Annotated in this window: 13 protein-coding genes; 4 read left to right on the forward strand and 9 right to left on the reverse strand. The window is 27.3% G+C overall.

The features are described 5' to 3' along the window. The first annotated feature begins 9 nt into the window (after positions 1 to 9). The 4 genes from M2214_RS13610 (at position 10) to M2214_RS13625 (ending at position 5,034) form a co-directional block, all read left to right on the forward strand. The gene (locus M2214_RS13610; RefSeq protein ID WP_248479669.1) at positions 10 to 867 is read left to right on the forward strand and encodes a diguanylate cyclase domain-containing protein; all 858 of its coding nucleotides are present in this window, start codon (positions 10 to 12) and stop codon (positions 865 to 867) included. Next, complete coding sequence (locus M2214_RS13615) at positions 857 to 1,702, forward strand: hypothetical protein (protein WP_248479671.1); 846 nt, start codon at positions 857 to 859, stop codon at positions 1,700 to 1,702. The genes M2214_RS13610 and M2214_RS13615 overlap by 11 nt, the downstream gene beginning before the upstream one ends. A gap of 5 nt (positions 1,703 to 1,707) precedes the next feature. Beyond that, the gene (locus tag M2214_RS13620) at positions 1,708 to 2,997 is read left to right on the forward strand and encodes a glycosyltransferase (RefSeq protein ID WP_248479673.1); all 1,290 of its coding nucleotides are present in this window, start codon (positions 1,708 to 1,710) and stop codon (positions 2,995 to 2,997) included. A 120-nt stretch (positions 2,998 to 3,117) separates the two neighbouring features. Beyond that, the gene (locus tag M2214_RS13625; protein WP_248479681.1) at positions 3,118 to 5,034 is read left to right on the forward strand and encodes a cellulose biosynthesis cyclic di-GMP-binding regulatory protein BcsB; all 1,917 of its coding nucleotides are present in this window, start codon (positions 3,118 to 3,120) and stop codon (positions 5,032 to 5,034) included. Positions 5,035 to 5,192: 158 nt separating this feature from the next. On the opposite strand, the gene M2214_RS13630 is transcribed toward M2214_RS13625, so the two are convergent. The 9 genes from M2214_RS13630 to M2214_RS13670 form a co-directional block, all read right to left on the reverse strand. Then, on the reverse strand, positions 5,193 to 6,545 hold the full coding sequence (locus M2214_RS13630; RefSeq protein ID WP_248479682.1) for a glucose-6-phosphate isomerase: 1,353 nt from the start codon (positions 6,543 to 6,545) through the stop codon (positions 5,193 to 5,195). Between the two features lie 90 nt (positions 6,546 to 6,635). Then, a complete protein-coding gene (locus M2214_RS13635) occupies positions 6,636 to 7,469 on the reverse strand; it encodes a carbon-nitrogen hydrolase family protein (RefSeq protein ID WP_248479695.1) in 834 nt (277 codons plus the stop codon). A gap of 247 nt (positions 7,470 to 7,716) precedes the next feature. Continuing rightward, positions 7,717 to 9,345, reverse strand: coding sequence for a Na/Pi cotransporter family protein (locus M2214_RS13640; protein WP_248479704.1), 1,629 nt, complete (start codon positions 9,343 to 9,345; stop codon positions 7,717 to 7,719). A 123-nt stretch (positions 9,346 to 9,468) separates the two neighbouring features. Beyond that, entirely contained in the window at positions 9,469 to 11,067 is a 1,599-nt protein-coding gene (locus M2214_RS13645) for an NAD(P)/FAD-dependent oxidoreductase (protein ID WP_248479706.1), read from the reverse strand. A gap of 135 nt (positions 11,068 to 11,202) precedes the next feature. Then, on the reverse strand, positions 11,203 to 11,379 hold the full coding sequence (locus M2214_RS13650; RefSeq protein ID WP_248479708.1) for an aspartyl-phosphate phosphatase Spo0E family protein: 177 nt from the start codon (positions 11,377 to 11,379) through the stop codon (positions 11,203 to 11,205). A gap of 61 nt (positions 11,380 to 11,440) precedes the next feature. Further along, the gene (locus M2214_RS13655; protein ID WP_248479710.1) at positions 11,441 to 11,767 is read right to left on the reverse strand and encodes a hypothetical protein; all 327 of its coding nucleotides are present in this window, start codon (positions 11,765 to 11,767) and stop codon (positions 11,441 to 11,443) included. Positions 11,768 to 11,974: 207 nt separating this feature from the next. After that, on the reverse strand, positions 11,975 to 13,957 hold the full coding sequence (locus M2214_RS13660; RefSeq protein ID WP_248479712.1) for a methyl-accepting chemotaxis protein: 1,983 nt from the start codon (positions 13,955 to 13,957) through the stop codon (positions 11,975 to 11,977). An 82-nt stretch (positions 13,958 to 14,039) separates the two neighbouring features. Then, positions 14,040 to 14,417: a hypothetical protein gene (locus M2214_RS13665; protein ID WP_248479714.1), complete on the reverse strand. Its 378-nt coding sequence runs from the start codon at positions 14,415 to 14,417 to the stop codon at positions 14,040 to 14,042. Between the two features lie 81 nt (positions 14,418 to 14,498). Further along, complete coding sequence (locus M2214_RS13670; RefSeq protein WP_248479723.1) at positions 14,499 to 15,566, reverse strand: YecA family protein; 1,068 nt, start codon at positions 15,564 to 15,566, stop codon at positions 14,499 to 14,501. Positions 15,567 to 15,622: the final 56 nt, after the last annotated feature.

Genomic DNA, 15,622 nt, shown 5'->3' on the forward strand with positions numbered 1-15,622 from the left:
GGATTTTTGATGAATAAAAACATAAAATACAAGATTTTAATTCTTTCATTATCACTAGAATTTTTATTAATAACAACATTTTTGTTCAGCAAAAATAATATCAAAAACATTATAGATTTTATGTTATTTTGCTCAACACTTTTGACATCTGTATTAGGTCTATTTTATGGTCTTATTTGGAGTTTAGTTTCAAGTTTGTTCTTCGTTTTTTTGCTTGGAACCTATCTTATGTTTAATACTATTTTTAATACTCCTATTGAGATAGCATTTGAAAATTACTATATATGGTTTTTAATCATTCCAATAGTAGCTTATACCTCTGGTTATTTAGGAAATCATACGAAAGATATATTATCAAAACTTGACTTTTATACTCATAATGTAGGTGAATATATAACCATAGACATGGTTACTCACTTTAAAAACTCAAAAACATTTTATATAGAATTAAAAGAAGAAATAGATAGAGCCAAAAGATACGAGAATGAATTTTTTTCTATAGTTCTTATAAAAATAAAATATTTGAATGAATTTAAATCTATATACGGGCTCAATCAAATGAACAATCTTTTAGGAAATATTGCTGATAAAATATCCTCTGCATTAAGATCATCTGATAAAAAGTATAAGGTAGAACACGATACTTTTGCATTAATACTTCCTAGCACAGATTTAGAAGGCGCAAATAATCTAAAGAATAGGATAAAGAACGATATAAATCTTACTACATTTAATCTTGAAAATAAAAATGATAAAAAAATATTTACTATAGAATGCCAAGCTTCATGCAACGAATACAACGATAATCTAGATACTCCTATAAAAATAAAAAAAACACTTGAAAGAGAACTAGAATATGATGTTTAAAAAAAGCCTGCTTATATGCTTAATATTAATAAATTTAAATATAGGCTTGGCTTTTTGTGATAATACTAAAGATAATATTTTGATACTCTATCAATCAAATCAATCTACCGACTTTAGTTTAAATAAAACTTATAAGCTATACAAACTATTATCAAACTTTAAAAACGATATTCAAAGCAAAGATATATCTGATTATTCACAAGGCGAAATAAGTAACTATGAATATATATTTATATTTTTTGAAACAGAAACCTTATCTATAAACAAATACATATTAGATGATATATATTTATCTAAAAAAGATATATTTTGGATAGGCCCTAATATAAATCACTTAATAAATGAACACAAACTTGAAAATATAGATTACAACGGTTTTAAAAAAAACTTTTTATCTGTTTATTATAAAGAAAATAATTATAAAATACCTAGTAGCTCAAATTTTACAATTATAACTTCTGATAAATCAGATATAATTTGTAACTTATATGATGGTAAATACAGTTATCCTTATATATTAAAGCTTAATAACCTACATTTTGTATCTTCATTTAATTTAAGTACTCAATTATATTTTGTATTAAGTGATTATTTAAATGATTTTTTTAATGCAAATATAAACACTTATATTCTCCCTTTTAGCATAACTAATTCAAATGATTATATTATTAAAACTTATGTAACAGCTGATATTATATCAAGTGGTAATTATTCATTTATAGACAAGATATTTTCTTCCCTTTATTCTTTGATCTTGATCATAGTAATTTCATTCACATTTATGCTTTTAGGATTTAATGTGCTATCTGTATCAAATTTATTTAAAAAAAGGTGATCAATATGGATAATTTAAATTCGATAGACTACTTATTTTTATACTCTATTACCCTTATATGGATTACTCTATTGTACCAAGTTCTTTTGTCATATTCAGGATTTATATATTTTTTAAAAACTAATGACAAAAGATTTGATATATTAGATAAAATAAACAAATTCACAGATTGGCCACCAGTATCCATATTAATACCTGCTCATAACGAAGAAAAAGTTATATTAAAAACTGTAAGTTCTCTGTTAAATCTTAACTATCCAAGCGATAAACTTGAAATAATAGTTATAAACGATAATTCTACTGATAATACTAAAAATATACTACTCGATATATGTAAAACTACTGATAAAAACTTAAAAATAATAAATACTACCCCACTAAATGGCGGTAAAGGAAAATCAAATGCCTTAAATATAGGATTTAAAAGTTCAAATTCAGACTTTATAGCCGTTTACGACGCTGATAATACACCAAATTCAATGGCACTAAGATATCTTATATATACACTAGTTTCAAATGATACATATGCAGCTGTAATAGGAAAATTCAGGACTAGAAACAAAAGTAGAAATTTATTAACTAAATTCATAAATATAGAAACACTGTCATTCCAATGGTTATCTCAAGGTGGCAGATGGTTTTTATTTAACTTAGCCACAATACCCGGAACTAACTTTGTAATAAGAAGAAGTATATTAGATAAATTAAACGGTTGGGATGTTAAAGCTATAGCTGAAGATACTGAGATAAGTATCAGAATATATCAAATGGGATATAAAATCTGCTTTATGCCACTTGCTATAACCTGGGAGCAAGAACCAGAGACCTTAAAAGTATGGTTTAATCAACGGCTACGATGGGTTAAAGGAAATTTATATGTTATTCATAAATATATTCCCAAAATATTTAAATTAAAAAAACTCAAGTTAACCTTGGATCTTATATATTTTTTTTCAACATATTTGCTGTTTTTATCTTCAATAATAATATCAGATACTATATTTATACTCGGAATAATCTCAACTATATTCGGTTATAGTTCATTAAAAATTTCTATAGAAGGGAATTTCTTAGTTATATGGATTATGGCTTATATCCTTTTTATATTAGAAATATCTATAGTACTAACTTTTGAAAAGGGAGAAAATAAAATAAAAAATGTATTCTACATATGTATAATGTATTTTACTTATTGTCAACTATGGATATTGCTAGGATTAAAAGGTATCTACGAATATATAAAGGATTTAATCTTTAAAAAAGAAGTCAAATGGAATAAAACTCAACGATTTTAAAGAGGTGCTAGTATGTGTGCATTAAAAAAATATATTTTCACAATTTTATTTTTTTGTTTTTTTTCTATATTCTCATGCTATGCTGAGGAAGTTAACAACATATTCCCCTTATCAAAAGATATGTACGTAAATGGAGTATTTTCTACCAATACATTCTACTTTTCTAAGGACAAGTACGCTATATTAAATGATAATAATTATATTAAAATTAACTTTACTCAAACAAATAAAGAAAAATATGACTGTTCCTCTATAACTGTTTATCTAAACGATATACCATTAAAAAGTATACAGTTAAATAATTTTGATTTGAACTCAACATTTACTGTACCTCTTCCTAAAAATAAAATAACTGACGGCCCAAACATCATAACAATCAAATCCTTTACTAAACTAACTGAGGATTTATGCTGCGATGAGTTAAGTACTTTTAATTGGCTTTGCTTTCATAAAGATACTTTTATTCATTTAGAATATTCTCTTTTACATGATGCAACAAGTATAAGTGACTTTCCATATCCTTATATAATAAGCCAAAGAGATTTTGTAGAAAACTGCTATATAGTTATACCTGATAATCCTTCTTTAGATGAAGCAAAGGGCGCTATAAAAATGTCAATATTATTATCAAACTACAATCCTTATAAAAATAGTTTTTTTAGGACAATAAACTACTCAAATATTGATAAATACAAAAACTCTAATCTAATATTTATATTAGATAAAAATAATATAAATAAGTATTTTGAAAATAATTATATAGTAAGTGAAAACGAAGGATTTATAAAGGAAATACAATCCCCTTATGACAAAGCAAAAAAAATCTTATTCATATCGTATGATATAGATAAATCTATAAATGCACTATCTAAAAGTAAATTATCTAGACAAATGCTAAATTCAAGCCAAATTATAGATTTTGAATTGGCCGATCAAAAAGATGATGATGACACAGACATATCCTTTAAAGATTTAAATTACAATAGCGTAAAATTAAATGGAGCTTTATCTCAAAGTAGAACGTTTTATATACAAATACCTAAGGGACTTAAGCTATCTGATGATTCATATATAAATTTAAATTTTAGATATTCTAGTATATTAAATTTTGAAAATGCATCAATTAATGTATATATAAATGATGTTCCTGTTAACACAAAACAACTGAGTAAAGATCTCTTTAACAATGATAAATTAAGATTTAAAATACCCAAAGAATTTTTAAACCTTAAAGCTTTTAATTTGAAAGTTGAATTTTATCTCCCTCTTATTAAATCAAACTGTGATTTTATAGATGACAATGTATGCTTTGCAACTATATTAGATTCATCTTATATCCACTGTTCATATAGTAATCAAAGCTCTTATTCACTATATGATTATCCAGCTCCATTTGCAATGTATAATAGATCAAATAGCTTAAGCCTAATAGTTGAAGATTTAAGTAATATAGACAAGATAAACCTATATTCAATTGTATTATCTAGCATGAATAAATCTTCAAACGACTTTATAGACTTTGATTTATATACAAGTATAAATAGTAACCTTAAAAATGATAATATTATATTGATTTCATCAGCTGATAAAGATACTCTAATAAAAAAATATAATGATAATCTTTATTTACAATACAACGACGACTTTAGTAATTTTATTTCTAATGATAAGATCAATATAGTCAACAACAATAAAAACGATTTAGTAAGCATCCAATTATTAAAATCTCCTTTACACCAGGATAAGTATATGTTGGTTATAACTTCACCTAGTATAAATACTATTTATTCAACAAAGGATACTCTCTCCAATATTAATGCAATCTCTTCAAATATAGCAGATGTATTGATATTAAATGAAAAAGGAGTTAAGGACTATGCCTATTATAGGGAAGAACTAAGCAAAGCAAACAAGAAAACCAGATGGGTAGATACTGTGAACTTTCAAGCAAAAATGATTTTTGTAATAGTTATATTCATATTAGTATTAATATCATTAGTTATAATATCCATAATAAGAGAAGCTCAAAAAAAGTAGAAGAAAATTCTTCTACTTTTTTATATTTAAAGAAATCATATAATTTTCAATAGCTGATTAATATTGATTAAATAACTACAATATTAACTCTTTTGAGCAACGGAGCTCGTAGGACTCCGTTGGAGACATGGCTATGCGATAGCATAAAGCGAATTTTATTATTTATTTAACCTCTTTTCAAGTTCCTCTTTCTCTTTTTCATATCCAGGCTTACCTAAAAGTGCAAACATGTTTCTCTTATAAGCTTCCACTCCTGGTTGATCAAAAGGATTAACTCCTAATATATATCCACTTATAGCACAAGCTTTCTCAAAGAAGTACACTAAGTATCCATAGTTGTACTCATCAAGTTTAGGTATATTTATTACTAAATTAGGAACATTTCCATCAACATGAGCAAGTACAGTTCCTTCAAAAGCCTTCTTGTTTACAAAATCTATAGTTTTTCCTGATAAGTAGTTAAGTCCATCTAAATCCTTATCATCTTCTTTTATAGTCTCTTCTCTTCTTGGAGTTTCTACATTAAATACTGTCTCAAATAAATCTCTTCTTCCATCTTGTACATATTGCCCCATAGAATGCAGATCTGTTGAAAAATCAACTGAAGCTGGGAATATACCTTTTTGGTCTTTTCCTTCACTTTCTCCATAAAGCTGCTTCCACCATTCACCTATAAAGTGAAGTGCTGGCTCATAGTTTACCATAAGCTCTATATTCTTTCCTTTTCTGTGAAGAACATTTCTAACAGCAGCATATTGATAACAATTATTATCTGCTAAGTTTTCATTATCATAGTCAACACGAGCCTCATTTGCACCCTTCATAATTTCATCTATGTTAATTCCAGCTGTAGCTATTGGTAAAAGTCCTACTGCTGTTAATACAGAGAATCTTCCTCCTACATCATCTGGAATTACGAAAGTTTCATATCCTTCATTTTGTGCAAGTTGTCTTAATGCGCCTTTTTTAGCATCAGTTGTTGCAAATATTCTCTTTTTAGCTTCTTCTTTTCCATATTTATTTTCTAAGTATTCTTTTAATATTCTAAAGCTTATAGCCGGCTCTGTTGTAGTCCCAGATTTTGATATAACATTTACAGAAACATCTTTATCCTTTATAACATCCATTAAATCCATTATATATGTAGAGCTTATATTATTACCTACAAAGTATATTTCAGGATACTCTCTATCTTCCTTAGTTAAATTATTTCTAAAAGAATGACTTAACATCTCTATAGCAGCCCTAGCCCCTAAATAAGATCCACCTATTCCTATTACTAGTAATACATCTGAATTCTCTTTTATTCTGTTTGCTGCCTTCTTTATTCTGTTAAATTCTTCTTTATCGTAATTCTTAGGAAGGTCTACCCATCCTAAAAAATCATTTCCAGGTCCTTTTTTAGTGTGTAGTAAATCATGAGCCATTTTTATACTAGGCTGCATAAAATCGATTTCTTCTTGTCTTACAAAGTCAAGTGCATTATTATAACAAAAGCTTATCTTGTTCATATTGATACTCCCTTCATAAATATTAATTCAAATTACATTATAATTATATATTAAATTCACAAAAATTTCTAATATAATTTATATTTTATTTTATCTTTTTGTTTTAATATCATATAAATCTAATCTTCTGTGTTTTAAAAGAGGTAATTGTTCCCTTACCTTCTCTAAATACTCTAAGTCTATATTAGAATACAATATGTCTTCATCTTCAGCTAATTGTCCTATAATCTCTCCAAACGGATTACAAACACTACTGTGTCCATAAGCTAGATAAGTCTCGTCATAGTTTCTAGCAGGGCTTGCTGCTGCAAAATATATCTGATTATCTACAGCTCTATTTCTTATTATAATATCCCAATGAGCAGGTCCTGTAATATTATTAAAAGCGGCTGGAACTATTACAAGTTTCACATCATTTTGAACCATAATTCTAAATATTTCAGGGAATCTCATATCATAACATATAGCAAGTCCTACTTTGCAATAATCTGTATCAAATATAGTTATATTTTCTCCATAAGAGAATGTATCAGATTCTTTCATATATACTCCATCTTTTATGTCTATATCAAATAGATGCATTTTTCTATGTTTAGTTATAATATTTCCGTCTTTTCCTATAACATATGATGTATTATAATACCTATCTTCTTCTTTCTCAGGAATAGAACCGGCCACTACATATACATTATGTTTTTTTGCCATATTAGATATAGATTTAAGCGTTTGGCTACTCGCTTCTTCTTCAGCATATTTTATGAATGCATCATTTCTATAAGGACAGATAAACATCTCCCCTAAAGAAATAATATTTGCACCATTAATAGCTGCCTCTTCTATAAATTCTAAAGCTTTCTTTAGATTATAATCCTTATCATCCTTTACCTTAGTCTGACACAAAGCTATTTTGAAATTTTTAGACATATAGACTCCCCCTTATTTTTAACTATAAAACATTTATTATGTATATAATTAATTATAATACAACAAACTCCTTATGCTAAAATAAACTTTTTTTAATTTTATCTTGTTTATTTTTTGCTTAATCATAAATTTTATTTATCCGAGAGTTAAAAATTCTAAAACTTCATCTGAATTAAGTTACGCTTTATCAATCTTGGTTTTTAAGTAAAAAAAAGCCTCGTTTTTTATAACGAGGCATTAATATATATTAATGTTGTTTTACAGTTTGTGCATCTACTACAGCTCTTGCTATATTAGATGAGTGATCTCCTATTCTTTCCATGTTGCTTATCATTTCTAAGAACATTATACCACTTTCTGGATTACACAAGCTTTTATTTAATCTATTTATATGAGTTGTTCTACATGATTTTTCCATTATATCTATTTGTTCTTCCATTGCGATTACTTTAAAGGCTAACTCTATATCATTGTTCTTCATACATTTTAATGAGTTTTTATAAATTTCCATAATTTTTTCAAACATAGTTCTAAGCTCATATATAGCTTCCTTAGAGAAAGGTATATCTTTTTCTATTCCTTCAACAACTAACTCTGCAATATTATCTGCATGATCTCCTACTCTTTCAATATCATTTACAGTATTAAACAAACCATCTACTACTTCTCTATTTTCTACAGATATAGCTTTATTAGATAGTTTAACTAAGTATTCTAAAATTTCCCTTTGTAATGCATTTATCTTTTTTTCTTTTATAAATGTTTTTTTAGCTTCTTCTTTTGACCAGTCAAAGAATCCATTCATAGCATTTTCCAAAGATTTTCTAGTTATATTACCCATGTGTAGACATTCTCTTATAGTGTTTGCTAGTGCTATAGATGGTGTCTCAAGTATTCTATTATCTAAATACTTAGTCACCCTATTATTATTCTCATCTTCCGTCTCAGGTAATATCTTCATAACTAATTTAACTATAAATGGAGCAAACGGGAATAAAATCACAACATTTACAATATTGAATAATGTGTGTGCATTTGCTATTTGTCTTGCTACATCAGTTGCATTTATCTTAGTTACAACTCTCATTATCGGTTTGCTCAATATAAGTGCGAATATTAATGATCCTAATAAATTAAAAATCAAATGCATAATAGCTGCTCTTTTAGCATTTTTTGTTGCTCCTATACTCGATAAGATAGCTGTTATACACGTTCCTATATTTTCTCCATATAATATAGGAAGTGCAGATGATAATGGTAATAATCCTTCTGATGCAAGCGCTAATAATATTCCTATAGATGCACTACTACTTTGAAGTATAACAGTTAACCCAAACCCCATAAAAATTCCTAAAAATGTATTATTCCCAAATCCAACTAACATTTCTCTAAATGCTGGAAACTCTCTTAAAGGCTTAACTGCATCCTTCATAAAGTCCATACCTATAAATAATATACCAAACCCTATTAATATTTCGGCTAATTGTTTGCTTTTTTGTTTTGTTGCAAATAAATATATTACCATACCTATACCAACTGCAGCAGGAGCTAACTGTGTTAACTCAAATGACACAAGCTGTGCTGTCATAGTAGTACCAATATTGGCCCCCATTATAACTCCTATAGCTTGAGTTAATTGCATTATGCCTGCATTAACAAATCCAACCACCATAACAGTTGTTGCACTACTACTTTGGATAATAGCTGTAACAAATACGCCAACTAATACCCCCATAAATCTGTTGCTAGTTAACATTTCTATTATCTTCTTTAATCTCTCTCCAGCTGCTTTTTGAAGACCTTCTCCCATTAAATTCATTCCATACAAAAATAAACCTAATCCACCAAGTATACCTAGTGCTATATTTATAGCCATTATTAGTCCTCCTTGAATTTGTAATCTATGCTTTTTACTGTATAATTGTACCAAATTTCAACAAGAGAATTGTTAAATAAATGTTAAAATTGTTAATTTTTGATTAAATTTGTTGATTTTATATTATTTTTTCTGATATTTGCTTATTATACTCTCTGCAACTTTTATTCCATCAACTGCAGCAGATACTATTCCTCCTGCATATCCAGCTCCTTCTCCAGCAGGATAAAGTCCAAATACATTTATAGATTCAAGACTTTCTTCATCTCTTACTATTCTTATAGGAGATGATGATCTAGTTTCAACACCAGTTAGTACTGCATCATTTAGTGCAAATCCTTTTAACTTTTTATTAAGATTTACCAAACCTTCCTTCATTGCTTCAACTACAAAATCAGGAAGACACTTTCTTAAGTCTGTAAGGGTATATCCTGGCTTATAAGACGGCTTTACGCTTCCTACTTGAGTAGATTCTTTATCACTTAAAAAATCACCTACCAATTGAATTGGTGCTTTATAATTTTTACCTCCTAATTCGAATGCTAGTCTTTCATATTTTTGTTGGAAGTATACTCCTGCTAACGGATGATTACTTCGAAAATCTTCAGGACCTACATTTACTAAAAGAGCACTATTTGCATTTTGTTTATCTCTTGAATGCTCACTCATTCCATTTGTAACAAGCTCTCCTTTAGATGATGATGATGCTATAACGCTTCCACCAGGGCACATACAGAATGTATATGTAGTTCTTCCTTTTTCCGTATGGTAAATCAGTCTATAGTCTGCAGCTCCAAGTCTTGGATAATCGTAAAATTCTTTATACTGAGATTCATTTATCATTACCTGTGGATGTTCTATTCTTGCACCTATAGCAAATGGCTTTTGAATTATTTTTATATTTCTATCATTTAAGACTTCATAAGTATCTCTAGCACTATGACCTATTGCTAGTATAATTATACTAGTATCTATTTTATATTCATCATTTACCTTAACACCAACTATTGATTCGCCCTTAACTATAATATCTGTAACCTTTGAACCAAATCTAACTTCTCCGCCAAGTTCTATTATTCTTTGTCTCATATTTTTTACAACTTCTTTTAATATATCCGTTCCAACATGAGGTTTATGAGAGTAAAGTATTTCATCTGGTGCTCCTGATATAACTAGTTCTTCAAGAACTTTTCTGCATCTTAGATCTTTTATTCTCGTAGTCAATTTACCGTCTGAAAAAGTACCAGCTCCTCCTTCTCCAAATTGAACATTGGACTCTTCATTTATTTTCCCTGAGTTCCAAAATAAGTTTACATCTTCAGTTCTTTTATCAACATCCATTCCTCTTTCTAAAACTATAGGATTATAGCCTCTTTGAGCAAGTATTAATGCAGCAAACAATCCAGCAGGACCCATTCCTACAATAACAGGTCTTTCTTTTAATTCTTCACTTCCCATTTCTACATTTTTATACTTAAGCTTTGGACTCGGTTTCACATCATTGCTTTTTATCTTTTTAAGTACATTATTTTCTTTTTTAACTTTAACATCTACTGTGTATATAAAGTTTATCTTTCCTCTTTTCCTAGCATCTATTGATTCTTTAAATATTGTATATTCTATTAATTCTTCTTCCCTTATTCTAAGTTTTTTTAATATTTTCTCCTTAATACTTTTAATATCCTCATTTATATCCATCTTTATGTTTGATATTCTTATCATATTTATTGTCCTTTCTCATTTGTTTTTGTTATTTAAAATTTCCCAAATTGAAAGCCCTATTCATAAATACTACTCATATATTTATAAATAGGACTTTCAATTTTTATATGTAAATATATAATGCCTTCGTTTATTTCATGACAATATACTACTCTTCTTCAATTTAACATAATTATCTAATAAAACATCTAATTCCTGACTTAAATCTATTATTTCTTTATTAACAAGCTTAAAATTGTTATTCTCTATCAATTTATTCAGTCTTTCTCTAGTTACTTCTATATTCATCTGTAAATCCTTCATACTTTGCATGCAAGCCCCTCCCCCTTTATAAATTTACACCATGATGAGGTAAAAATCAACAACATTCATTTTATTTATTTAGACCGAAAATTACATTTATAGACGATTCTTTCATGTTTATTAAAGGAATTTCTTGCATTATGAAACTTTTTATCTTTTTTTCGAGATTTTGATGCGGTATTTCTATATTTTTAGATAAATTTTCAACGACAGCATATCCTATACTTTCATCTATGCCCTTGTTTTTGTACAAAGAATTTATATCTAATTTTATAAATCTTAGATCACATACAAATTTTTCTTCATTTCCTAATTCTATTACATCATCATACTCAAATATTTTGTATTTATACATATTTTCATACGGTTGTATTTCTTCTATTCCTATAAAATCCATATTATCCACTCCTCTTCAATTATAAAATGCTATATGTAGTATATATCATATATATTATTGTTTGCAAATAAATAAAAAATTCGTCTAAAATAACTGATATTTTTGTTCTCTTATCATTATTATCTATAAAGGGAAACTTGATTCAAATGGAGTTTTAGAAATAAAAGCCATATCTTTTTTTATAATAACATGACTTTTATAATGCATTTATCTTATTTTAAATTCTTTTATATTGTTAGTCAATTCATCAATACTAGAATTAAGATTTTTAGCTAAATTGTTCAATTTCTCTATATCTATTACTTGTTGTTCTGCATATGCAGATACTTGCTGCGTAGATGCTGCTGTTTCTTCCGTTACATATGCTATTTTTTCCATAGAATCTACAAATTCAACCTTGCTTATATTTATATTTTCCAACATGTCTTTTATATCAATAGTTTTTTCTATCATAGTACAAGTAATATCATCTATATCCTTAAATAGTTTTTCTGTTTTTTCTACGACTTCATTCTGCCCATCAATTATATAAGATGCGTCATTCATAATCTTACTTGTCTCATTAGTCTCTATTTGAATGTTATTTACTATTTCTGCAATTTCTTTTACTTGTTGTGTAGTAGCTTCTGATAACTTTCTTACTTCATCAGCTACAACTGCAAACCCTCTACCATGTTCTCCTGCTCTAGCTGCCTCTATTGTAGCATTTAAAGCCAATAGGTTTGTCTGCTCTGCTATTTGAGTTATAGTTTCACTTATATTATTTATCTTCGTAGATTTTGATAACTGTTCTTTAAACTGATTTTCAATACTTTTGACTATGTTTAATGTATCTATATTTTTGTCTTTCAATAATGCTATAGTTTGAATACCTATTTCATTGAAATTTTTTACCTTATCAGAATTAACAGACATATCTTCAGCCATATTAGATGCCTGATCTATAAAGTCTCCAAGTTCCTTCATCTTTGATAATGATCCATCTGTTTCACTAGCCTGTGAAGTTGCTCCTCTTGCTATTTCATCTATAGCTTGAGCTACTTCATTTATAGACATAGACGTTGTTGAAGATATATCTACTAAATCGCTAGATATACTCTGTGTACTCTTTGATATATCTTCAACGTTTATTACCAGATTTTTTATTTTTTCTATCATCTTATTAAGACCTTTGGATATTAATTTTATTTCTGTATTTGTCTTCAATTTATTTTTTATAGTAAAGTTTCCTCTTCCAACTTCATCCATAGTGTTTACTATTTCATTTATAGGTTTAGTTATCCCAAATGATATAAATATACTTATTATAATAGATACTATAGTTGTTAGTATTCCTACAATTAAGGAAATTTTATAAATAGAATGAGTCCCACTTTCCATTATTTGTTTATCAAACACATTTATTATCTGCCATCCTATTGTATCGTTGTTATAAAATGTTATGTATTTTTCTCCTCTTATTATTTCTTTATCATCTTTTGATTTATATTCTATACTGCCCTTTTTCTTCTCATATATTTGCATTCCCCACGGGGTTTGCTTTAAATCAGTTCCAATCTTAGATTCATCTTTATAAAACGCTATTTTACCTTCATGATCTCCTATTATAATGCCTGTACCCTCTCCTAAATCTATACTGTTTGTCAACTCTCCTATACTATCAAGTTGTATATCTACCGCCAAAACTCCTTTTACATTATTATTGGAATCGTACAATTTCACCGATAATGTTATTATATTCTTGTTTGTAACAGCATCTATATACGTTTTTGACCAAACAGGCTTATCGCTAGACATAGCATCTATATACCATCCTCTTTGAGTAGGATCATAACCTTCTGGAAACTCGACCGTAGGGTAAGTTTGCATAGTTTTATCTAGGTGTCCTATGTAAACAAATGAAATATCCTTATTATTTTGACTAAATTCTTTAAATAATTCTAATATCTCCTCATCAGCAGTTTTTTTAACAGCTTGATTTAGCCCTTGAAATATCTTGTACTTGTTGTCTAGCTCTAAGTTAAGATTATCATTCAATTGTTTTATAGCGGTTTTACTCTTGCTTAGCTCACTTTGAGTTATTATTTGAGCTGCTCTGTCATATGAAAAATATCCAACTAATATCATCGGAAGTAATATTAATAATACAGAAACAGAAATCAATCTTACACTTATCTTATTGAAATTCATCTAACCCCCCCTTTACTTAGTATAATTATATCATTTTTAGTTAATTTTGAATATTCTGTTATTTTCACATAAAAAAAGAGGCTTAACCTCTTTTAGTAGTTAACCCTCTTATAAATTTCATATTGTCAAATAATTTTTCTACGAAACTTTCAGTTTCTTCATTATCTAATAAGAATATTTCAACATTAGATTCTAAATCTTTTCCTTTTGATTTACAGTACTCTTTAGCTCTATCAAGTAAAGCTTCTTTATCTTCTTTTGATAAAGTGTACTCTTTAAAATCTATTATTATGTATTCTTTTATTTTTTCGTTATTACCTTCATAAAAGCCTATTTCTATGTGATATATCATACCAAATAAGTTTTCAAATGTTTCTTCGCCTTTATAAATAGGTACAGCAGGGTTTGATTTTATATAACTAGTTGAAACAGCTATTTCTTTTCCTAAAGTTAGACTCATTATTATCCCTCTTTCTACATATTTATCAAAACACTTACCATATATGAGTATTATATCACAGTACTTATAATACAATCTATGTTATATTTTGTGTATTGATTTTATTTCTTTATATCTTTTCCCTAAAGTACTTGGACTTACTTTGTATTTTTTAGCTATAGCACTTTGAGTTACATTTACACCATCTTCTTTTTTAGCATGGTATTCAACTGCCGAAGCCCATCCATTTTCAGTTCCTTTTACTTCATTGTTGTTCTTGTATTCTTCCCATATAGTTAAAGCAACTTCTTTATAAGCATCTTCTATATTTTCTGTTATAAGATTTTTAACTGTACACTCTTCTTTCGAATCATCTATTTTTTTAGTATCTACTTGTTCTTCCATATTATTCACTTCTGTATTAGAAGCGTTTTTCTTTTCTTTTAAGTATTCTCCTATTTGAGGATCTATTAATTGTTGTATATACTTATAGAATATATTCGTATTATATATTAAGAATGTTTCCATCTGCTTATAAACATCTTTATTCTTTTCGTATATATTATTAATATCAGCTATTATAACGTCCTTAATTTTTTCAGATATAGATAATACTGTATCTATAAACTTATTAACTTCTACAACATTAGCCATTCTACCTATTATTAATTCTCCAACTTTTAAATCCTTTAATACATTTATATCTTCTATATACGTTTCTTTATCAAGTATTAAATCTTTAAGTAATGCTTTATCTTCTTCTATATTTAAGATTTTATATATAGTTATGTATGATTTCAATTTACTTTTTAATATATTCTTTTCTATTACGTTTAATTTATTTTTATTTTCTTCAAAGAAAGATATAGCTATAGTTTTATTTTCACTAGTTATATAATCTTGAAGATAGTATGTATTAAAGAATGAATTGAATTTAGAGTTTATTTCTTTATCATCTACAATATAGAATTTGTTTTGTGCACCAATATATTCATCATAGAACTTATCTTTTCTAGAATAAGCATATAATTTTTGAGTTGTACTTATATCGTGTTTTTGTGAAAAATCAACTTTTTGTTGTAACATAGAATTTTTTTTGTCTTTATTTAAACAGCATTTTTTATATTTTTTTCCACTATTACATGGGCATAAATCATTTCTTCCTACCAAGTTGTGTTTCCTCCCTCACATTTTATTCATTTGCTTTTATTGAGATACAATATTGT

The organism is Tepidibacter aestuarii, assembly GCF_934924865.1.
GTDB classification, from domain to species: Bacteria; Bacillota; Clostridia; order Peptostreptococcales; family Peptostreptococcaceae; genus Tepidibacter_A; species Tepidibacter_A aestuarii.